General features: G+C 66.3%; 25 protein-coding genes. 12 read left to right on the top strand and 13 right to left on the bottom strand.

Annotated features, from left to right (window positions below; translation table 11 throughout):
* Positions 1–59 precede the first annotated feature (59 nt).
* The 4 genes from lepB to Q0579_RS13075 all read left to right on the top strand — a co-directional run bounded on the left by lepB (position 60) and on the right by Q0579_RS13075 (position 2,992).
* Complete coding sequence (gene lepB, locus Q0579_RS13090) at positions 60–875, top strand: signal peptidase I (RefSeq protein ID WP_298813083.1); 816 nt, start codon at positions 60–62, stop codon at positions 873–875.
* On the top strand, positions 824–1,567 hold the full coding sequence (gene rnc, locus Q0579_RS13085) for a ribonuclease III (protein ID WP_298813082.1): 744 nt from the start codon (positions 824–826) through the stop codon (positions 1,565–1,567). Before lepB ends, rnc begins: the two co-directional genes overlap by 52 nt.
* Before the next feature lie 238 nt (positions 1,568–1,805).
* Positions 1,806–2,102, top strand: a complete 297-nt coding sequence (locus Q0579_RS13080) for an EthD family reductase (RefSeq protein ID WP_298813180.1) — start codon at positions 1,806–1,808, stop codon at positions 2,100–2,102.
* Positions 2,099–2,992, top strand: coding sequence for an alpha/beta hydrolase (locus tag Q0579_RS13075; RefSeq protein ID WP_298813080.1), 894 nt, complete (start codon positions 2,099–2,101; stop codon positions 2,990–2,992). Before Q0579_RS13080 ends, Q0579_RS13075 begins: the two co-directional genes overlap by 4 nt.
* A 189-nt stretch (positions 2,993–3,181) precedes the next feature.
* Here Q0579_RS13075 and Q0579_RS13070 read toward each other — a convergent pair whose 3' ends face one another.
* The 4 genes from Q0579_RS13070 to Q0579_RS13055 all read right to left on the bottom strand — a co-directional run bounded on the left by Q0579_RS13070 (position 3,182) and on the right by Q0579_RS13055 (position 5,208).
* Positions 3,182–3,823 carry an opacity protein gene (locus Q0579_RS13070; RefSeq protein ID WP_298813078.1) on the bottom strand — a complete coding sequence of 214 codons (642 nt, stop codon included), beginning with the start codon at positions 3,821–3,823 and terminating at the stop codon, positions 3,182–3,184.
* Positions 3,824–4,129: 306 nt separating this feature from the next.
* The gene (locus Q0579_RS13065) at positions 4,130–4,411 is read right to left on the bottom strand and encodes an HNH endonuclease signature motif containing protein (RefSeq protein WP_298813178.1); all 282 of its coding nucleotides are present in this window, start codon (positions 4,409–4,411) and stop codon (positions 4,130–4,132) included.
* Between the two features lie 188 nt (positions 4,412–4,599).
* The gene (locus Q0579_RS13060) at positions 4,600–4,923 is read right to left on the bottom strand and encodes a hypothetical protein (protein ID WP_298813076.1); all 324 of its coding nucleotides are present in this window, start codon (positions 4,921–4,923) and stop codon (positions 4,600–4,602) included.
* Between the two features lie 24 nt (positions 4,924–4,947).
* Positions 4,948–5,208 (bottom strand): hypothetical protein, encoded by a 261-nt coding sequence (locus Q0579_RS13055; RefSeq protein WP_298813075.1) that lies wholly within the window; start codon positions 5,206–5,208, stop codon positions 4,948–4,950.
* Positions 5,209–5,305: 97 nt separating this feature from the next.
* Between Q0579_RS13055 and Q0579_RS13050 the strand changes: the two genes are divergently transcribed.
* Positions 5,306–5,503 carry a hypothetical protein gene (locus Q0579_RS13050; RefSeq protein ID WP_298813074.1) on the top strand — a complete coding sequence of 66 codons (198 nt, stop codon included), beginning with the start codon at positions 5,306–5,308 and terminating at the stop codon, positions 5,501–5,503.
* 638 nt (positions 5,504–6,141) lie between these two features.
* Here the strand turns inward: Q0579_RS13050 and Q0579_RS13045 are convergent.
* From Q0579_RS13045 to Q0579_RS13035, 3 genes are read right to left on the bottom strand one after another with little or no spacing between them, the layout of a single operon-like run.
* A complete protein-coding gene (locus tag Q0579_RS13045) occupies positions 6,142–7,191 on the bottom strand; it encodes a ribonucleotide-diphosphate reductase subunit beta (protein ID WP_093005379.1) in 1,050 nt (349 codons plus the stop codon).
* A gap of 5 nt (positions 7,192–7,196) precedes the next feature.
* Positions 7,197–7,406: a hypothetical protein gene (locus Q0579_RS13040; protein ID WP_298813071.1), complete on the bottom strand. Its 210-nt coding sequence runs from the start codon at positions 7,404–7,406 to the stop codon at positions 7,197–7,199.
* Positions 7,403–7,636: a hypothetical protein gene (locus Q0579_RS13035; RefSeq protein WP_298813069.1), complete on the bottom strand. Its 234-nt coding sequence runs from the start codon at positions 7,634–7,636 to the stop codon at positions 7,403–7,405. Before Q0579_RS13035 ends, Q0579_RS13040 begins: the two co-directional genes overlap by 4 nt.
* A gap of 89 nt (positions 7,637–7,725) precedes the next feature.
* Between Q0579_RS13035 and Q0579_RS13030 the strand changes: the two genes are divergently transcribed.
* Positions 7,726–7,974, top strand: coding sequence for a DUF2171 domain-containing protein (locus Q0579_RS13030; RefSeq protein ID WP_019515814.1), 249 nt, complete (start codon positions 7,726–7,728; stop codon positions 7,972–7,974).
* 696 nt (positions 7,975–8,670) lie between these two features.
* Here Q0579_RS13030 and Q0579_RS13025 read toward each other — a convergent pair.
* The 3 genes from Q0579_RS13025 to lipB form a co-directional block, all read right to left on the bottom strand.
* Positions 8,671–9,354, bottom strand: a complete 684-nt coding sequence (locus Q0579_RS13025) for a hypothetical protein (RefSeq protein ID WP_298813066.1) — start codon at positions 9,352–9,354, stop codon at positions 8,671–8,673.
* 305 nt (positions 9,355–9,659) lie between these two features.
* Positions 9,660–9,944, bottom strand: a complete 285-nt coding sequence (locus tag Q0579_RS13020) for a hypothetical protein (RefSeq protein WP_298813063.1) — start codon at positions 9,942–9,944, stop codon at positions 9,660–9,662.
* A gap of 89 nt (positions 9,945–10,033) precedes the next feature.
* Entirely contained in the window at positions 10,034–10,699 is a 666-nt protein-coding gene (gene lipB, locus Q0579_RS13015) for a lipoyl(octanoyl) transferase LipB (protein WP_298813061.1), read from the bottom strand.
* A gap of 220 nt (positions 10,700–10,919) precedes the next feature.
* Between lipB and Q0579_RS13010 the strand changes: the two genes are divergently transcribed.
* Positions 10,920–11,744: a hypothetical protein gene (locus Q0579_RS13010; RefSeq protein WP_298813058.1), complete on the top strand. Its 825-nt coding sequence runs from the start codon at positions 10,920–10,922 to the stop codon at positions 11,742–11,744.
* The gene (locus tag Q0579_RS13005) at positions 11,741–12,487 is read left to right on the top strand and encodes a hypothetical protein (RefSeq protein ID WP_298813056.1); all 747 of its coding nucleotides are present in this window, start codon (positions 11,741–11,743) and stop codon (positions 12,485–12,487) included. Before Q0579_RS13010 ends, Q0579_RS13005 begins: the two co-directional genes overlap by 4 nt.
* Here the strand turns inward: Q0579_RS13005 and Q0579_RS13000 are convergent.
* The 3 genes from Q0579_RS13000 to Q0579_RS12990 are packed head-to-tail and all read right to left on the bottom strand — an operon-like array spanning position 12,457 to position 14,401.
* Positions 12,457–13,050 (bottom strand): GNAT family N-acetyltransferase, encoded by a 594-nt coding sequence (locus Q0579_RS13000; protein WP_298813054.1) that lies wholly within the window; start codon positions 13,048–13,050, stop codon positions 12,457–12,459. The genes Q0579_RS13005 and Q0579_RS13000 overlap by 31 nt on opposite strands.
* Positions 13,051–13,056: 6 nt before the next feature.
* The gene (hemF, locus tag Q0579_RS12995) at positions 13,057–13,899 is read right to left on the bottom strand and encodes an oxygen-dependent coproporphyrinogen oxidase (protein WP_298813052.1); all 843 of its coding nucleotides are present in this window, start codon (positions 13,897–13,899) and stop codon (positions 13,057–13,059) included.
* Positions 13,900–13,951: 52 nt separating this feature from the next.
* A complete protein-coding gene (locus Q0579_RS12990; RefSeq protein WP_298813049.1) occupies positions 13,952–14,401 on the bottom strand; it encodes a tRNA (cytidine(34)-2'-O)-methyltransferase in 450 nt (149 codons plus the stop codon).
* A gap of 175 nt (positions 14,402–14,576) precedes the next feature.
* Here Q0579_RS12990 and petA point away from each other — a divergent pair, with 175 nt between their 5' ends.
* The 4 genes from petA to Q0579_RS12970 all read left to right on the top strand — a co-directional run bounded on the left by petA (position 14,577) and on the right by Q0579_RS12970 (position 18,349).
* Positions 14,577–15,164: a ubiquinol-cytochrome c reductase iron-sulfur subunit gene (gene petA / locus Q0579_RS12985; RefSeq protein WP_298813047.1), complete on the top strand. Its 588-nt coding sequence runs from the start codon at positions 14,577–14,579 to the stop codon at positions 15,162–15,164.
* 11 nt (positions 15,165–15,175) lie between these two features.
* Positions 15,176–16,462 (top strand): cytochrome b N-terminal domain-containing protein, encoded by a 1,287-nt coding sequence (locus Q0579_RS12980; protein ID WP_298813045.1) that lies wholly within the window; start codon positions 15,176–15,178, stop codon positions 16,460–16,462.
* 34 nt (positions 16,463–16,496) lie between these two features.
* The gene (locus tag Q0579_RS12975) at positions 16,497–17,339 is read left to right on the top strand and encodes a cytochrome c1 (protein WP_298813043.1); all 843 of its coding nucleotides are present in this window, start codon (positions 16,497–16,499) and stop codon (positions 17,337–17,339) included.
* Positions 17,340–17,815: 476 nt separating this feature from the next.
* Positions 17,816–18,349 (top strand): adenine phosphoribosyltransferase, encoded by a 534-nt coding sequence (locus Q0579_RS12970; RefSeq protein WP_298813041.1) that lies wholly within the window; start codon positions 17,816–17,818, stop codon positions 18,347–18,349.
* Positions 18,350–18,368: the final 19 nt, after the last annotated feature.

Here is an 18,368-nt window from a genome sequence, read left to right as displayed (position 1 = left end):
GAACAGTCGTCCTGAAACCGCCGCTTGACGCGCACCGCCGCTTGCGCGACCGGGCAGTCATGGCCACCAGCACCCCCGCGGGCAAGACCGCAGCGTCCGAGACCAAGGAAACGCTCCGCTTCCTGCTGAAGCTCGCGTTGTTCGTCTTCATCCTGCGCTCCTTCATCTTCGCGCCGTTCTCGATCCCGTCGGAATCGATGCTGCCACGCCTGCTGATCGGCGACTATCTGTTCGTCTCGAAGTGGAATTACGGTTATTCGCGCTGGTCGCTGCCGTTCGGTATTCCGCTGATCCGGGGTCGCATCTTCGCCTCCGACCCGACGCGCGGCGACACGGTGGTATTTCGCAGCATGGAACCCGACGACCACGACGTGATCAAGCGCGTCATCGGTCTGCCCGGAGACACGGTGCAGATGCGCCGTGGCCAGTTGTTCCTGAACGGCAAGGCCATTCCGAAGCAGCGCGTCGCCGACTTCGTGGTGCCGATCTCGCCCAACTTCCCTGAGGACAAGTGCGGCACGCAGTTCCAGGACGTCGATGCGAACAACCGACCGATCTGCCGATATCCGCAATTCCGTGAAACACTACCCAACGGCCGCAGCTACATGGTCATCGACCAGGAATATATTCCGATCGCCGACGACACGCCGGTCTACCGCGTGCCCGCGGGCGACGTGTTCCTGATGGGCGACAACCGCGACGACAGCGCCGACAGCCGCTTCGCCCCGCCCGAGGGAATGGGCTACATTCCGATGGAGCGGATCGAGGGCAAGGCGATCGTCAACTTCTGGTCAACCGACGGCTCGGCCGAATGGATCAAGCCGTGGACCTGGCTCTCGGCAGCGCGGCTGTCCCGCGTCGGGGAGGGCTTTTGAGCGGGCTCGCCGACTGGATCGAGGCGCGGCTCGGTTATCGTCCGCTCGAGATCGCGCCCTATGAGCGTGCACTGACGCACTCGAGCCATGCTGGCGAGAGCTACGAGCGGCAGGAGTTTCTCGGCGACCGCGTCCTGGGCCTGATCATGGCCGAGTGGTTGTTTGAAACGTTTCCTGAGGAGCCCGAGGGCAATTTGTCCAAACGCTTCAACGCGCTTGTAACCGGATCGGTCTGCGCCGCGGTGGTGCGTGATCTGGGCGTCGCACCGTATCTGCGGCTCGGCAAACAGGCGCGCGACGATGGTGCGGCGGCGAGCGACAATGTGCTGGGCGACGTGATGGAGGCGCTGCTCGGTGCGCTCTATCGTGAGCGCGGGCTGGACGCCGCGCGTGACGTCGTACGGCGGCTATGGGCCGATCGCATCCACGCCGGCGGAGCAGCGCCGCAGCACCCCAAGTCCGCGCTGCAGGAATGGGCCGCCGCCAACCGCCGCGCGACCCCGGCATACGAGGTGACCGACCGATCCGGTCCCGGGCACGCGCCGCGCTTCACCGTTCGTGTCGCCGTCGGCAAGGACGAGACCAGCGCGACGGGCACCAGCAAGCAGGAGGCCGAGACGGCCGCCGCCGCCGCCCTGCTCGCCGCGTTGCAGGAGCAAGCGCCGCCGGCCAAGCGCCGCCGCCGCGGGTAAGACGACCCGTATTTTCCACGTTAGCCCGGACTTGATCCGGCGTCCCGTTTCCTTGTCTCGGGGGAGGTGAAAAGCGGGATCCTGGATCAAGTCCGGGATGACGTAAGGGGCCGACCTCATGGCCCGTTCGCGCTCCCTTGCCGCTCGCGTCCCACAAAGGGTACGACATCGCCCGGACCCATCACGGCGCAACCTGCGCAGATGATTGGCCAACCAGAGGAGCGCGCCCGTGGTGACCATGACCGTCGTCTACCCTTATGACGCCGACAAGCCGTTCGACGAGGCCTATTACGCCAGTCACCACATGCCGCTGGTGAAGGAGATTTGGGGTGACGCGGTGACGGGTACGACCGTCTATCACGCGCTCGCCGGGCTGTCGGGTGAGCCGGCGTTCTCGACCATTGCGCAGGTCGAATTCGCGTCGATGGAAGCGTTCCAACAGGCAATGGCAAATCCGCGGTCGGCCGAGGTGAATGCCGACATCCCCAAGTTCAGTGGCGTGACTCCGACCTTCCAGCTCAGCCGACGGGCGTGACCCCCGCCTGGTCGCCGCCCGCCGACAGCGGGATCACGGTGCGTAAGGTCGCGGCGAACGGCCTGACGTTCGAGGTGGCAGAGGCAGGTGAGGGCGATCACCTCGCGCTCTGTCTTCACGGCTTTCCCGAGCTCAACTTCTCGTGGCGCTACCAGCTGCCGCTGCTGGCCGAGCTCGGCTACCGCGTCTGGGCACCCAACCAGCGTGGCTACGGCGGCTCGTCGCGGCCCGAAGGCGTCGAGCAGTACAGCGCCGACCGCATCGTCGCCGATGCCGCCGCGTTGTTCGACGCGAGCGGGGCGACCAAGCTGACGCTGGTGGCGCACGACTGGGGCGGGGCGATTGCGTGGATGTTTGCGATCAACGTGGCGCGGCCGGTGGATCGGCTGGTGGTGATGAACCTGCCGCACCCGATCTGTTTCGCCGAAGCGTTGAAGCATTGGCCGCAGCGGCGGCGGAGCTGGTATATGGCCGCGTTCCAGCTGCCGTGGCTGCCCGAAGCCGCGCTGACCGCGAGGGACGCCGCCGCGATCCGCCACGCGTTTCGCGGCATGGCGGTCGACAAGTCGCGTTTCCCCGACGAGGTGCTCGACGTCTACGCCGCCGCGGCGCAGGCGCCCGGCGCGGCGACCGCGATGATCAACTGGTACCGCGCCGCCGCACGCCACCGCGACCGCATGGCGCTGTCGAACGGTGGTCGGGTCGAGGTGCCGACGCTGATCGTCTGGGGCGAGGAGGACAGCGCGCTGGGGCTGGAGACGCTCAACGGCACCGAGCGGTTCGTGTCCGACCTGACGATCCGGCGGTTGCCGGGTGTGTCGCACTGGGTGCAGCAGGAAGCGCCCGAGGCGGTCAACGCGATCCTGGCCGAGTGGCTGCCGCGCGCCTGATCCTGCCGCCCGTCATCTCCAGTGGTGCTGCCTTTTTCGGCCGAGCGGAGGAGCGAACCCCGGATCACGTCGGGGTCGATGGTGGAGGACGCGCTACCTTGAACGCGAACAGGGGAGCGGAACCGTTCGGCCCCGCTCCCCTGCGATCCCCGCGCGCTACGCGACCGGCGCGAGGCGTTGATCGAGCGATCAGAAGTGGGTGACAATACCCAGCGTCGGACGGAAGCTGTGGACCCAGCCGAACGACGACACTTCGCCGCGCAGGCGGAAGCCCGCGTTGCCGGTCACGCCGCCCAGACCGATGTCCTTCGGGCCGACCTCGAAGCCGACGCCGTAGGTGACGTCGTCATAATCGCGGTTGGTGTTCACGCGCTTGTCGAAATTGACCCACTGGTAGCCGACCTTGCCGTAGAACAGGCCGCTCTCACCCGCGCGGAAGCCGAAGCGGCCCGCGGCGCCATATTCCCAGTCGATGTCGCCCGACACGCCCTTGGCGACGTTGCCCTCGGCACCGACGAAGAAGGCGTTCAGCGGCACGTTGAAGCCGACCAGACCCTCGACCAGCGAACCGTTCAGCTTGTTGCGACGGTCGACCGGGGGGATGCCTGCCTTGTTCGGCTCGCTGTCGAACTGCTCCCAACCGCCGCGGATCGCGAAATACGGGTCGAAGCCGAACGCCTTGGTGCCGTCGGGCGCGGTCGCCGTGTCGGTCGCGGTCGTCTGACCATAAGCGGTGTCGGTGGTCGACGGATAGGACGCGTCCTGCGCAAAGGCAGGGGCAGCGGCGAGAGCGGACACGGCAACGGCCGTCGCAAGAACGAGCTTACGCATGATGAACCTCGGTATAGTTTTATCTGTTTATCGGGGGTGACTGCGTTTCGAAGCAGCGTACCCGAGGCCCACGTAACCGGCAGATGCTAACAGGGTTGCGCAAATCGACGCCGCCACCCCGAGTAAATCGCAACTGTGGCCGGAACGACACGCTTTCTTGCGTGCGGATGAACGAGGCTGCCACAAAGCTGCCGCACGCGCGCGCGCCCGCCACAAAGCCGCCGCACCCCGCCTTGTTCCGCCTTGCTCGCGCGTGATGGGCGGCGACGCCGAATCGACGTGACGGCGGCGCGGAGCCGGCGCGCGTCAGCGCGCGCGTCTGGTCGGCGCGTGGAAGTCGGGCGGCTTATCCGCGATCCAGCGCAGGAACCGCGCCATCACCGGCATGTCGCGCAACGCGTCGAGCGTGCCCGCGACGGCCAACGCGCGATTGTCGGCGGCGGCGTGGATCGCGCGGTGACAGATCGGATGCACCGGTTCGGTATGCGTGCCGCCCTCGCTCTTGGGGACGACGTGGTGCCACTCGACCTTTACGCCGAGCGGGCGGCCGCACAGCGCACAGACGGGCGGGGGCGCGGCGCGGGCGATGAGCGCCTCTGCCTCCGCCAGTCCAGCCTTGCGTTTGATCCGTCCCGCCACCGATCCTCCCTGCCTTTGCGGGAAGCAGACGCGCAGCGCGGCGCGCGAGTTGCATCGCGGGATCGACAAGGTGCGAGGCGGCGCGGAAAGTCACTAAAGTCACAACCCTACGCAGCTGCGCGCGCGAGCCGGCAGCATCAGGTGTCCTCCTCCAGATCGCCCGGCACCTCGGGGAAGAAATCGCGCGATACCACCGGCACCATCTCGCACGCGTGGTCACCGAGTGCGCCGGGCGAGCGTTGGGAACTGTTGCGGGCGGCATCGGTCATCGCCTCGAACCCGTCCCAGCGGTCGCCCAAGATGAGGAGGAGGAGGCTTGCCCGCGGGAGCAGATGCTGGAGCAGGAACATGAGCAGGCGGTCGCTCGGCTCGCGCATCTGCTGGACGAGCTGGCCTTCCTTCCAGATCTCGCAAACGGTGCCGCGCGTCGCGCGCTCGAACGCGAGCGTCGTCAGCCGCACCGTCGCGATCTTGAGCGCCTGATCTCAGGTGCGCGCGAAATCCTCCGCATCGGGCCGCGCACGCAAGCGATAAGCGGAGCGCGACGAGACCCCCGCCTCCTGACACGCCGCGCTGACCGACCCCGTTTCCGCCAGCACGACGAGAAAGGTACGCTGCCGCTCCGCGGTCCACCCATCGGCGCGCACACGGACGGGAACGGGCGGAGGCGGCGGCAGGTCGGTGACGTTGTCGTGGGCCGGTTCATGCTCGGGCGAGCGAGCGGCGGCGGATCGGCGAGCGGCCATGTTTGTGCTCCAGGTGAGAGGAGCGTGGCGAGGTATGCGGGGAGGGGGCGTGTAGGACAGCGTTGGAGATGCCGCACGCAAACGCTATGTATCCGGTATGGCAAATGCGAACGACTTTGCAGTCGATTTCGACGCGACCGATCCCGGCCACGATGCTTGGCTGCGTGCCAAGGTAGTGCGCGGCTTGGCTGAAAGCCGCGATCGTGCTGCGATGATCTCGGTTGATCAGGTGCTTAACAAGGACGAGTTGGACTTCAGCGTCTCGGATTCGTCGGCGGGGCGGGAGGCGGAGTAGGTGGAACTGATCTGCCGGGAGAGTCGTGATAAGGACGCGGTGGCGACGGAGCAGGCGTTGGCGTAGGACGCGGTGTTGGTGTTTGTGCCAAGTTTGTTCTCCAAGGGCCCAGAAGAAGCGCTGAGCTTAGAAGTAGCGTTCCGATTAGAAATGAGACAAACGTGGCAATGATTGTCAAGCGTACAATTTTCGACAGCGTTGGGCTTGATACATCACTGATCTCTCGTCTGTAGTAAGCGTCCGTTTTTGCGAGCTGCTTTTCATAGGCTAAGGAGCTTAAAAACTGCTCTGACAACGCAAGAGTGAGAGAGAGGGCAAGTATAACGATAGCAGCCACAACAGGTGCAGTTGGTGAACTATGGTTATCGTCGGTTAGCTTTAAAGCTGCTGGTACTGCTAACACGATGGCGGAGCAAAGCTGCACGATCGTCTTTATGAATCCATCTTCAGCATCGCGTTTTGCAGCGATCAGCTTGTTTCGCTCGGCAATATGCTGATCATGACACTCCCAGGGGTCGACGCCATCAAGAGGATGTGTCGGGATTGTGTCCTTAGTTTCGATGTTCCAACCAAGAGCTTCGGACAGCTAAATTGCACGCTCGCTGTTATTTAGCTGTCCTTTCAAGCGTTGAGAGTGGCTATTCAGCCGCAACCCCACCGAACATATCCGCCTCGGCCACCACGTCCTCGTTCGCGGGCTTGGCGTCCTTTGCCTTCTTGCGCTTGTCGAACGCGTCCCAGACGTCGTTCCACTGGCCCTTGGTCGCGGCCTTCGAGTACTCGGTCGCGCGGGTTTCGAAGAAGTTGGCGTGCTCGACGCCGTTCAGCAGCGGGGTGAGCCAGGGGATCGGGTGCTCGTCGATCATGTAGATCGGCTTCAGGCCCAATTGGCCCATGCGCCAGTCGGCGATGTAGCGGATGTACTTCTTGATATCCTTGGGCTTCATCCCCTCGACCGGGCCCATCTCGAACGCCAGGTCGATGAAATTGTCCTCGAGCCGGATCGTCGTCTGGCACACGTCGGCGATGTCGTCCTTGACCGCCTTGGTCAGGCACTGGCGCTCGGCGCAGAAGGCGTGGAACATGCGGATAATGCCCTCGCAGTGGAGGCTCTCGTCGCGCACCGACCAGGACACGATCTGCCCCATGCCCTTCATCTTGTTGAAGCGCGGGAAGTTCATCAGCATTGCGAAGGAGGCGAAGAGCTGCACGCCCTCGGTGAAGCCGCCGAACATCGCGAGCGTGCGTGCGATATCCTCGTCGCTGTCGACCCCGAAGTTCTGCATGTAATCATGCTTGTCCTTCATCTCGGCATATTCGAGGAAGGCGCCATACTCGCTCTCGGGCATGCCGATCGTGTCGAGCAGGTGCGAGTAGGCCGCGATGTGGACCGTTTCCATGTTGCTGAACGCGGTCAGCATCATCTTGATCTCGGTCGGCTTGAACACGCGGCCGTATTTCTCGTGGTAGCAATCCTGCACCTCGACGTCGGCCTGGGTGAAGAAGCGGAAGATCTGCGTCAGCAGGTTGCGCTCGTGATCGGTCAGCTTCTGCGCCCAGTCGCGGCAATCCTCACCCAAGGGCACTTCCTCGGGCAGCCAGTGGAGCTGTTGCTGGCGCTTCCAGAATTCGAACGCCCAGGGGTATTCGAACGGCTTGTACTGCTTGGATGCGTGGAGGAGGGACATGGGGGTTACTCCGACAGGATGGTGTTGAGGTGATGGCCGGCGACGCCAAGCGTCAGCGCGCCGAGGAAACAGTCGCGCGCACCCGCGAGCGCGGCGCGGGTGGGGGTGCGCCGCGGCAGGTGGCGGCGGCGCAACTGCACGAGGCCGAGCGCGAACAGCAACGCGCCCGCGACCAGCAGCGCGACCGTCGCGAACAGGGCGAGCGGGTGCCTCATAGGCCCACGCTCTGCGCGTTCGCGGTTAACGAGTCTTCCGCGCTCCACTCGCGCATCGCGGTCGCGCTCATCGCCAGCACGACGCCGCCCGCGAGCAGCATGATGCCCGCCATGCGGAAGACGTAGACTTTGGCCGGGCCGCTCGGCCGCGTGAGTGCGAGCAGCAGCCCCGCGCCGACGAGCGCGAGGACGGCGGCGACCGCGTACATGATGACGATCGACCAACTCATGCCGCGCGCGCCGATGAGATTAACGGCGATGCGACCAACCGCGCGATCGTGCGTTCCGCCCCCGACCCCATCAACGAAGGAGTGACACGATGGTCGACGCCAGCCAGATCCAGGAACATGCCGAAGTCATCGGCGCCGACGGCACCCATGTCGGCACCGTCGACCATGTCGAGGGCGACCGTATCAAGCTGACCAAGAACGATTCGCCGCAGACCGAGGACGGCCAGGGCGCGAAGCACCATTACATCTCGCTCGGCCTCGTCGCCGATGTCGAGGACGGCAAGGTCCGTCTGTCGGCGAACGGTGCCGAAGCGGTGCAGTTCGAAGAATCGGAGTAAGCGCGCGCCGCTCAAGCGGTGACGAACGGCCCCGGTTCGCGTGTCCCTGGCGGATACGCGGGCCGGGGTTTTTCCTGCGCGGCAGACGGTGAGGCGACGATCGCGCGCGCGCGTGCACGATGTCGCGGCGCGCGCAGGCGGCGCGGCGGCGATCGTGTGGCGGCTCGATTCGACCAAGGTCTGCTCCCGGTGCGACGCGGCGAGACAGTCGCCGGCATGCACGCAGATGATACGGGAAGCGCGCTCCTGCCGCCACCCCGGACGCGTGGCAGGCAGGTGGTTTTTCTGTGAACAAATTCGATATGTAGGTGTGAGTGCCTGATCGACGCGCTAGATGTTGTGAGCGCTCTTTGTGTGGGCAACGGCGGCGCACGGCTTTCCAGCGCGGTGGCGTACCTGGTTTGTTCGTGTATCCGGACGACTCGCCGGATGGCTTACTGGCAGGCGGGAGGGCGAGGTGCTGAGCGGGGCTTCGCGTGGAGGCGACCCTAGCTAAGGTGTCGCGTCCGCGGGACACTGCCTGTGCGCGCGAAAACCTTATTGCGGAGCCGCCCGGTCAACGTTGGAAGAACCGGGCTCTCATCCGGTCCGATGATGGGAACTGAGTCGCGGCCGTGCGCTGAGGCAGGTTGCCGTCACCCGCGCGAACGAGCGACCGCGGCGTTGGTCGCAGGAACGCCGCGGCCGTGGTGTTGGTCAACGCGCCGCGTACACGACCGGGACGAGCGGGTCGCCGCAGCGCTTGACGTTATACTCGCTGCCCTTCCAGCAGATCTTCTCGAACCGCGGCAGCGTGGCGGGCATGGGGCGGCCGACGCGGACGATCGCCTGGTCGCCCCACGGCGTCAGGCTGTTGCGCAGTTCGCGCATGCGACCCAGCGACAATTGCGTGAACTGTCCGCGCGGGCTGAACAATGCCTCACGCCCGATGTCGCCGGCGGTGCGGCAGAAGTTGAACTGCGAGTTGACGGTCGCGAAGCTGGAATAAGTGCGCGTGCCGAACTGGTCGAGCGCCTGCTGGCCTTCCTTCTTCGTCTTGTTGACCCGCATGAAATATTTGGTGAGCGTGTCGTACGACGACTTCAGCTCGCTTTCATGATCGGTTAACAGCGCATTGTACTTGTCGACGGTGAACAAGGTCGGTTCGAACTGGCATTGCAGCGCGGCGACGTTGAGCGCGGCGCGCATGTTCCACGCGATCCCCGCGCGCTGTTCGGCCTCGGTCGCACCGGGGAGGACCATGCCGACGTCCGCCTCGCTGCCCGTGATCGCGGGCGCGCTCAGATCCTTGTGCTGCAGATAGAATTGCGCAGACGCCGATACGCTCGACAACGCCAACACGGTTGCGGCGCCCACGCCGACGAACCGAACCAACCCCATGTTCGACACTCCTCACCCGCGCGCCCCGATCGCGCCCCATGGGTCGAGCTTTTACCAACGTTGGTTAACGGCCCCAAGCATTTTCTGCCATGATTCCGCTGCGTTCCATCGCAAAACGGAGACGCGATCGAAACGATCTGACCAGGGCGTGTTCGGTGAAACGGCAGGGAGCGGCGAACCGCGAGGGGCCGAATTCCGCTGTGTCGCGACGGCCGATCACGAACAGGCGAGTGGCGTCGCGCAAAAGAAAAGGCCGCCCGGTCGCCCGGACGGCCTTTCGCATCGTAAGTGCCTGAAGCGGCAGATTACATCGCGTTGGTGGTCGTGGTCGACGACATGGTGTTCGACATCATCATGTCGTTGCCGCCCATGCCGGCGCCCATCGTGTCGTTCGCCATCATGCCGCCGTTCATGCTGCCGTCGACGGCAGTCATGTTGTCCGACATGGTGTCCATGCCCTCGGTGGCGTTCATGTCGGTGATCATGGTGTTGTCGGTGGTGGTCTCGGTCTTCGAACCGCACGCCGAAACCGCGAGTGCGGCTGCTGCGAGTGCCGAGCCGGTCAGAACCTTGGTGATGATGGCACGCATGAATTTGCTCCCTAGACTGTAGATTTGGAGACCGTTGGGGTCGTGAATACCCAAATCAGCATTGATGGTAATCGGTACGCGACCACCCCTCAAGCCTCGATTTCACCGTGACAAGAAAGGCTTTGGAGAAAAGGTCTGGCGGTGAACGCCAGCGCGGCGTCGAAGGTTGCACCGTCGACCGCTTTTTCAAGTGCTTGCGCGCTGGTCACCGGATAGTCCGCGATCCCGCACGGCACGATCCCGCCAAAATGCGACAGATCGGGGTGCAAATTGACCGCAAAGCCGTGCAACGTGACCCAGCGGCGCACGCGAATCCCGATCGCACCGATCTTCGCCTCCTGCCCCGAACGATCATGCGTCCAGATGCCGATCCGTCCGGGCGCGCGGAAACTCTCGATCCCGACATGCGCCAGCGCGGCGATCACCCAACCCTCGACCGCGTGGACGAAGCAGCGCACGTCGCGCCCGCGCTTGTTCAGGTCGAGCACCAGATAGCCGACGCGCTGCCCGGGTCCGTGATAGGTGTAGCGCCCGCCGCGTCCCGCCGGCATCACCGGAAAGCGCGCGTCGACCAGCTCGGCGGGGTCCGCGCTCGTGCCCGCGGTATAGACCGGCGGATGCTCGAGCAGCCAGATCAGTTCGCGTGCCTCGCCCGCTGCCACCCCGGCGGCGCGCGCCTCCATCTCGGCCAGCGACTGGTCGTACGGCGTCAGCCCCGGCGTCACGCGCCATTCGATATCGTCAAGTCCGTTCACGCGACCTCAGATGCGATGCGGCGGCAACCTTGGCAACGGGTGGTCGGTTTCGGGAAGGGGGATGCCCTGGGCCGGCGGGTGCCGGCACTCGCGCAAATGCCACGTACGGGCAATTGGCGACGCGCGGTGGATCGGCTAGGCCGCAGCGCATCGCGCCTGCGCCGTGTCCCGCGCGGACGGGGTGACAGGCATCGGGCGAACAGGGGGAACGATGATGCGGATGGGGCTGGTCTGGGATCGCACGGTTGATGTGCTGCAGGGGCGCAGCGGCATCCTGGCGCGATTGGCGCTGCTGTTCTTTTTCCTGCCCGGCGTCGTGAGCGCGGGGGTGAGTGCATTCGCCCCGCCCGCCACGCCGCTCGCCTTTGTCGCCTCGCTGGTGTCGCTCGCCGCGAGCGTGCTGCTGATCGCCGGGGTGCTCGCGATCACCGCGGTGGCGAGCGACCCCGACGTCAACGCGGCGCGCGCGACGAACATCGGGTTTCAGCGGCTGCTGCCCGCGCTCGGGGCGATCGCGCTGATCGTCGTCGCGGTGCTCGCGATCGGGCTGCCGATCTCGCTGCTGATCCTCCAGTCGGGCGCGACCTTCGATCCGGTGACTGGTCGGTTCGACCTGGCGCGCGCGAGCGGCAGTGCGCTGAACCTCGCCGGGCTCGTCACGCTGGTCGCGCTCGTCGTCGGGCTGTGGCTGACCGCCAAGATCGTCCCGCTGTTCGCGGTGATCGTCAATGAGCGCCGCGGCCTCGGCGCATTCGCGCGCAGTTTCCGGCTGACGCGCGGCTCGACGCTGCGGCTGCTCGGCGTCGTGATCCTGTACGGCATCGTCGTGATCGTTGCGATGATCGCGGCGACGACGGTGTCGGGCGTGGTCGCGCGGCTGCTGCTCGGTGCGGACGCGACCGGCGGCGTCGGGTTGGCGGTGGGCGTCGTGTCCTCCGCGCTGACGGCGCTGATGACCGTCGTGCAGACGGTGTTCTACGCACGCTTCTACGTCGCCGCGCGCGAGCGTGAGGCGACGCAGGCGGACGCGCTGCCGCTGTCATGACGCTGACCTTCTCGCGGCTGCTCGCCGATGCCTGGTCGCTGTTCCGGCGCCAGGCCGACCTGATCCTGCGCATCGCGCTGCCTTTGGTGGTGTTCCCCGCGTTCGCGGTGCAATTGCTGTGCGATCCCTTGCCCCCGCTGCCGCCAGCGCCCCGCGATCAGGCGATGCTGGAAGCGTGGATCGGGCAGGTCGGCCTTTGGGGTCAGGCAAACGGCATCTGGTACCTGCTCGCCGACGCGGTCGGGGTGTTCGGGCTGGCGACGATCGCGGTGCTGCTGCTCGATCCCGATCGCCCGGTCGTTGCGGGCGCGCTGCGCACCGCGGGCCGGCGTTTCGTTCCATTCGCGCTCGCGAGCGTCGCGGTGGCGGTTCCGGTCGGGCTCGGGATGTGGTTTTTCGTGCTGCCCGGATTGTGGGTGCAGGGTCGGTTGTCGGCGACGATCCCGCTGCTCGCGCGCGCGCCGCGCCAGCGCGTCCTGCCAGCGATCCGCACCTCGTGGCGTGCGACGCGCGGGCAGGGCTTCGCGCTGGCGGGCGCGGTCGTGTCGGTGTTTCTGCTGCAATGGCTCGCGATCGTGCCGCTCCTGTCCGCCGACGAATGGCTGCGCGCGCCGGGCAACGACAATCTGCTGGTGCTGAGCCTGGTGGACGGCGGCATCGCGCTGTTGGGCGGGGCCTATCATCTTGCCGTGCTGATGATCGGCATGGCGGCCTATGTTCGGCTGGCGAACAGAGGCACTTGAGGCGCGGCGTCGGCGGGCAACAGGCCCGTCAGGCGCGGATCGGGGAACGTCTCGATCGTCCGCCGGACCGCGACAAAGCCTTGCGCACGGTAGAAGCCCAGCGCCGATGGATGGTCGAGCGTGCAGGTGTTGAGCGCGACGCGGGTGACCCCGGGCAACCACGCGCGCGCGAGCGTTTCGGCCATCAGCCAGCGCCCCAGCTGCCGCCCCGCGAGTTCGGGCACCAGCGCGAAATAACCGATCGTGCAGGTGCCGGTGTGGCGGAAATCGAGCTCGACCATCCCGACCTCGATGCCGCCCGCGTCCACTGCGGCGAACACCTGCACGCGCGGGTCGCCGATGATCGCGACGAGCGCGGCGTCATCCATCACCAGCCGCGAATACCACAGCCAGCGCGCGCCGACGCGGCGGAACAATGCGCGGTATTTTGCAGGGTCGGGCTCGGCCCAGCGCACCAGCCTGAGCGGCGCAGGCGGCATTGGGCGCAGCGGCGGGCGGCGCGTCATCTCCAGCGTGGTGACGATCGTCGCCAGCTCGCCCTCGGGTACCGGGATCAGCGCCACTTGGCCTTAGTCCCAGTTCGCGACCGGGGGAAGGCTCATCAGAATCGCGTCGATGTTGCCGCCGGTCTTCAACCCGAACAAGGTGCCGCGGTCGTAGACGAGGTTGAACTCGGCGTAGCGCCCGCGCCAGCGGCGCTGCTCGGCGACGTCGTCGGGGGTGAAGGCGTCATTCATGCGCCGTCTGACGATCCGTGGATATGTGTCGAGGAACGCGCGGCCGACGTCCTTGGTGAAGGCGAGATCGCGCGCGAAGTCGTTTTCCAGGTGATCGTAGAAGATGCCGCCGACGCCGCGGTGGACCTTGCGATGTGGAATGTAGAAATACTCGTCCGCCCATTCCTTGAAGCGGGGGTAGTAACCCGGGTCGTGTGCGTCGCACGCCGCCTTGAGCGTCGCGTGGAAGTCGGCGGTATCCTCCGCCACCGGCAGCGGCGGATTGAGGTCGGCGCCGCCGCCGAACCACTGTTTGGTGGTGCGCAGGAAGCGCGTGTTCATGTGCACCGCGGGCACGTGCGGGTTGGCCATGTGCGCGACCAGGCTGATGCCCGTCGCGAAGAAACGCGGGTCCTCGCCCGCGCCGTGGATCGTGCGGCCGAACTCGCCCTCGAACGTGCCGCCGACCGTGGAGACGTTGACGCCGACCTTCTCGAACACGCGGCCCTTCATCACGCCGCGCACGCCCCCGCCACCGGGCTCGCCCGACGGGTCGGCGCGGTCCCAGGGCATGTAATCGAACGTGGCGTCCGACCCCGCCTCGCGCTCGATCGCCTCGAACTCGGCGCAGATCAGGTCGCGCAGATGCTCGAACCAGGTGCGGGCTTGGGTCTGTTGGTCGTCGAGCTGGAACATGGCGCTAGCGCTTAGCGGGCGAGGGGGCCCCGCGTCGAGGCGGCAGAATGTCTCAGGCCGGCCACGCGTCCGTCTGCCGCAGCGCCTCGCCCAGGATCATCGCGCACGACACCGCCACGTTCAACGAACGCATCCCCTCGCGCATCGGCACGCGCACGCGCAGGTCGGCGCGCGCGTGGACGTTGGCGGGAACGCCCGCGCTTTCCGAGCCGAACAGCAGCACGTCGTCCCCGGCATAATGCGCGTCGGTGTACGGCACCGCGCCGCTCGTCGTCGCCAGTACGAGGCGGCCGCTCGCGGTCGCGACAAAGGCGTCCCAGTCGACGTGGCGCGTCACGCTCGCCGCCGCGGCATAGTCCATCCCGGCGCGTGCGAGCGCGCGGTCGCTCCACGGAAAGCCCATCGGCTCGATCAGGTCGACGCCCGCACCCATGCACGCCGCGAGCCTCAGGATCGTGCCGACGTTGCCCGCGATATCGGGTTGAAACAGCGCAATACGCATGACGCCGGCCTTACCGGCTCGTTACGCATCTGCAAAATGGGATTGGCAAAGCAGCGGCGGCTTGGCTATCAGGCGATCAAGGGACCGGCCGGGGGATCGCCGGCCACACAAGGGGGGTACGCGGGCGTGTCAGGCTCGCCACGTGCCCCACAGGGCAATGCAAGGGCGCGTGTGAATGGCGACTGTCGACGATCGGCTTCCTCCGGGTGAGGACCCCGCGCTGCTCGCGGACGATACCTTCCACGACCCGCGCCGTCGCGACTTCATCAACATCGCCGCCGTGTCGTTCGCGGGCGTCGGCGCGCTCGCGATCGTACTGCCGCTGATCAACCAGATGAACCCCTCGGCCGACGTGCTCGCGCTGTCGACCACCGAGCTCGACATCTCGAAGATCGAGCCGGGGCAGGCGATCAAGGCGTCATTCCGCAAGCAACCGCTGTTCGTGCGCAACCTGACGCCCGCGGAGATCGCCGCCGCCGACGCGGTCGCGGTGTCGTCCTTGCGCGATCCGCAGACGCTGGAAGAGCGCACCAAGGCGGGCAAGAAGAACTGGCTCATCACGCTGGGCGTCTGCACCCATCTGGGCTGCGTGCCGCTGGGCGCGGGCGAGGGCGAGAACAAGGGCCCGTTCGGCGGCTATTTCTGCCCGTGCCACGGTTCGGCCTATGACACCGCGGGCCGCATCCGACAGGGTCCGGCGCCGAAGAACCTGGTCGTTCCCGATTACGCATTCAATTCCGACACCGTCGTGACGGTGGGTTGAGGTAGCCGCAGATGAGCTTTCCCTGGGCCAAGCATTATGAGCCGAAGCAGCCGCTGATGCGGTGGGTGGACGAGAAGCTGCCGCTGCCGCGCCTCGTCTACAACGCGATCGGTGCGGGTTATCCCGTGCCGCGCAACCTCAACTATTTCTGGAACTTCGGCGTGCTCGCGGGCGCGGCGCTGGTCTGCCAGATCGTGACGGGCGTGGTGCTCGCCATGCATTATGCCGCCAACGGCGCGGTCGCGTTCGGCTCGGTCGAGAGCATCATGCGCGACGTCAACGCCGGCTGGTTCCTGCGCTACGCGCACGCCAACGGCGCGTCGATGTTCCTGGCGGTGGTCTATATCCACATCGGGCGCGGGCTCTATTACGGCTCGTACAAGGCGCCGCGCGAGATGGTGTGGCTCTTGGGCGTCGTCATCTTCCTCTTGATGATGGCGACCGCGTTCATGGGCTACGTGCTGCCCTGGGGGCAGATGAGCTTCTGGGGTGCGCAGGTCATCACCGGCTTCTTCTCGGCGATCCCGCTCGTGGGTGAGACGATCCGCGTGTGGCTGCTCGGCGGGTTCGCGCCCGACAATGCGGCATTGAACCGCTTCTTCTCGCTCCACTATCTGCTGCCGTTCGTGACCGCGGGCGTCATTATCCTCCACATCTGGGCGCTGCACATTCCGGGGTCGAACAACCCGACCGGCGTCGACGTGAAGGGCGAGCAGGACACGGTGCCGTTCCACCCCTATTACACCGCCAAGGACGGCGTCGGCGTCGCGGTGTTCTTCCTGATCTTTGCAGCACTCATCTTCTTCTCGCCCAATTTGCTCGGCCACCCGGACAATTACATCGAGGCGAACCCGCTCTCGACGCCAGCGCATATCGTGCCCGAATGGTACTTCCTGCCGTTCTACGCGATCCTGAAGAGCTTCACCGCCGACTTCATCCTGCCGGCGAAGCTGTGGGGCGTGCTCGCGATGTTCGGCTCGATCCTGCTGCTGTTCTTCCTGCCGTGGATCGACTCCTCGCCGGTGCGTTCGGCCAACTATCGCCCGACCTATCGCTGGTTCCTCGTCGTGCTGCTCGTCGACATCCTCGTGCTCGGCTACGTTGGCGGGGCGGAGGCGACCGCGCGCAACGTCATCATGGGGCAGATCGCGGCGGGTTATTATTTCGCGCACTTCCTCATCATCCTGCCGCTGGTCTCGGCATCGGAGCGTCCGCGCCCGCTGCCGAACTCAATCACCGAGGCGGTGCTGGCGAAGCACGCCGGCACCTCGCCCGCCAAGACCGCGATGGCGAGCTGAGCCGAGCAGCGACGAAAAGGGGATAAAGAACACAATGGCTCGTCTCATTTCGATCGTGATCGGCGCGGCGTTCGTCTTCGTGCTGGCGCTGGCGCTGTTCGGTACCGCCAAGACCGCGATCACCGACCCCGCGAAGGAAAGCGCGGAACACGTCTTCCACCTGCATCCCGAGAGCATTGGGCTGCCCTCGGCCGGGCTGTTCGGGAAGTTCGATCGCCAGCAGGTCCAGCGCGGTTTCGCGGTGTACAAGGAAGTGTGCGCTGCCTGCCACTCGCTCAAGTACGTTGCGTTCCGCGATCTGACCAAGATCGGCTATTCCGACGCCGAGGTGAAGGCGATCGCCAACCAGTGGGCGATCGAGCAGCCGAGCGTGAACCCGGAGACGGGCGAGCCCGCGACGCGCAAGAATTTGCCGTCGGACCATTTCCCGTCGCCGTTCGCGAACGAGGTCGCTGCGCGCGCCGCCAACAACAACGCGCTGCCGCCCGATCTGTCGCTGATCACCAAGGCGCGCGAGGATGGCCCGAACTACGTCCACGCGTTGATCACTGGTTATCGCAACCAGCCGGCGGAACTGCTCAAGGACTTCCCGGGCGCGAAGACCCCGCCGGGGCTGCACTACAATCCGTACTTCGCCAACCTCAACATCGCGATGCCGCCGCCGCTTACCTCGGACGGGCAGGTAACCTATTCGGACGGCACCAAGGCGACCCGCGACCAGATGGCGCGCGACGTGTCGGCGTTCCTGACCTGGACCGCCGAGCCGAATCTGGAGGCACGCCACGCCGCCGGTCTGGCCGCGGTCATCTTCCTGGTGATCTTCGTGTTCCTGACTTGGGGCGCGTACCAGAATGTGTGGCGCGGGGTGGAGCATTGATCGAGCGCGGCGCACAGGCAGCGTAGCTGCCGCGCGCCATTCGCGCTCGATCGGCCGGCGGCGCTCAAGCGCCGACCGACGACGCGGGCTTCGCCCGCGGCGCTCCCCGACAAAAGCGACAAACGACGGCCGGGGCTTACGCTCCGGCCGTTGTCACATGCGCGCCTGCCACCAGCGCGCGACCACTCGGGACCAACCCGCCACGCTCCGCAAACGCCATCCCGGGGTTGACCTGGGAATGCCCTGACCTCGGCCGTCGCGAGAAGAAGCGCGACCCCGGATCAAGGCCGGGGTGACGTTCAGGACAGGCAGGCCGATCTACAGCCGGAGCTTACCCGAACGCCTAACCGCTCTCCTCCTTGAACAGGGGGGGCGGGGGGAGGGGCTTGGGGTAGCTTGGCTGGCTACGAAGCGCTTCGTGTCGGCCAATCCACACCCACTTGCACCAACCCGCTGCACCGCCGACAAGCACGCGCATGGAAAACGACGACCTCAAGGCGCTGATCCGCACCATTCCGGACTTCCCCAAGCCCGATATCCAGTTCCGCGACATCACGACCCTGCTGCTGTCACCCACCGGCCTTTCCACCGCGGTCGAGCGGATGGTCGCCGCCGCGCACGGGCCGGTCGATCTGGTCGCAGGAATCGAGGCGCGCGGGTTCCTGTTCGCCGCAGCACTCGCGGTGCCGCTCGGCGCCGGCGTGCTGCTGATCCGCAAGGACGGCAAGCTGCCGGGCGCGACGATCGCGGAGGATTACGCGCTCGAATACGGGCGGGACCGGATCGCGATCCACGCCGACGCATGTGCGCCGGGTGCGCGTGTGCTGTTGATCGACGACCTGATCGCAACGGGCGGCACGGCGCGCGCCGCGGTCCGACTGCTGCGCAAAGCGGGCGCCACGGTGACGCAGGCGCAATTCCTGGTCGATCTGCCCGACCTGGGCGGCGCGGACGCACTCAGGCGTGACGACATCCGTGTCGACGCGCTGGTTTCGTTCCCGGGCCACTGACGGAACCTCGACGTAGCGC

Origin of the sequence: uncultured Sphingomonas sp. (assembly GCF_936927845.1) — a bacterium.
GTDB lineage: Bacteria > Pseudomonadota > Alphaproteobacteria > Sphingomonadales > Sphingomonadaceae > Sphingomonas.
This window is presented reverse-complemented; position numbering and strand designations above follow the sequence as displayed.

What these genes read in the sequence shown, in the direction of transcription:
- lepB (WP_298813083.1), top strand. Translation starts at nt 60, where the DNA reads ATGGCCACCAGCACCCCCGCGGGCAAGACCGCAGCGTCCGAGACCAAG.
- Q0579_RS13080 (WP_298813180.1), top strand. Translation starts at nt 1,806, where the DNA reads ATGACCGTCGTCTACCCTTATGACGCCGACAAGCCGTTCGACGAGGCC.
- Q0579_RS13070 (WP_298813078.1), bottom strand. Translation starts at nt 3,823, where the DNA reads ATGCGTAAGCTCGTTCTTGCGACGGCCGTTGCCGTGTCCGCTCTCGCC.
- Q0579_RS13055 (WP_298813075.1), bottom strand. Translation starts at nt 5,208, where the DNA reads ATGGCCGCTCGCCGATCCGCCGCCGCTCGCTCGCCCGAGCATGAACCG.
- Q0579_RS13050 (WP_298813074.1), top strand. Translation starts at nt 5,306, where the DNA reads ATGGCAAATGCGAACGACTTTGCAGTCGATTTCGACGCGACCGATCCC.
- Q0579_RS13045 (WP_093005379.1), bottom strand. Translation starts at nt 7,191, where the DNA reads ATGTCCCTCCTCCACGCATCCAAGCAGTACAAGCCGTTCGAATACCCC.
- Q0579_RS13040 (WP_298813071.1), bottom strand. Translation starts at nt 7,406, where the DNA reads ATGAGGCACCCGCTCGCCCTGTTCGCGACGGTCGCGCTGCTGGTCGCG.
- Q0579_RS13035 (WP_298813069.1), bottom strand. Translation starts at nt 7,636, where the DNA reads ATGAGTTGGTCGATCGTCATCATGTACGCGGTCGCCGCCGTCCTCGCG.
- Q0579_RS13030 (WP_019515814.1), top strand. Translation starts at nt 7,726, where the DNA reads ATGGTCGACGCCAGCCAGATCCAGGAACATGCCGAAGTCATCGGCGCC.
- Q0579_RS13025 (WP_298813066.1), bottom strand. Translation starts at nt 9,354, where the DNA reads ATGGGGTTGGTTCGGTTCGTCGGCGTGGGCGCCGCAACCGTGTTGGCG.
- Q0579_RS13020 (WP_298813063.1), bottom strand. Translation starts at nt 9,944, where the DNA reads ATGCGTGCCATCATCACCAAGGTTCTGACCGGCTCGGCACTCGCAGCA.
- Q0579_RS13010 (WP_298813058.1), top strand. Translation starts at nt 10,920, where the DNA reads ATGGGGCTGGTCTGGGATCGCACGGTTGATGTGCTGCAGGGGCGCAGC.
- Q0579_RS13005 (WP_298813056.1), top strand. Translation starts at nt 11,741, where the DNA reads ATGACGCTGACCTTCTCGCGGCTGCTCGCCGATGCCTGGTCGCTGTTC.
- hemF (WP_298813052.1), bottom strand. Translation starts at nt 13,899, where the DNA reads ATGTTCCAGCTCGACGACCAACAGACCCAAGCCCGCACCTGGTTCGAG.
- Q0579_RS12990 (WP_298813049.1), bottom strand. Translation starts at nt 14,401, where the DNA reads ATGCGTATTGCGCTGTTTCAACCCGATATCGCGGGCAACGTCGGCACG.
- petA (WP_298813047.1), top strand. Translation starts at nt 14,577, where the DNA reads ATGGCGACTGTCGACGATCGGCTTCCTCCGGGTGAGGACCCCGCGCTG.
- Q0579_RS12980 (WP_298813045.1), top strand. Translation starts at nt 15,176, where the DNA reads ATGAGCTTTCCCTGGGCCAAGCATTATGAGCCGAAGCAGCCGCTGATG.
- Q0579_RS12975 (WP_298813043.1), top strand. Translation starts at nt 16,497, where the DNA reads ATGGCTCGTCTCATTTCGATCGTGATCGGCGCGGCGTTCGTCTTCGTG.
- Q0579_RS12970 (WP_298813041.1), top strand. Translation starts at nt 17,816, where the DNA reads ATGGAAAACGACGACCTCAAGGCGCTGATCCGCACCATTCCGGACTTC.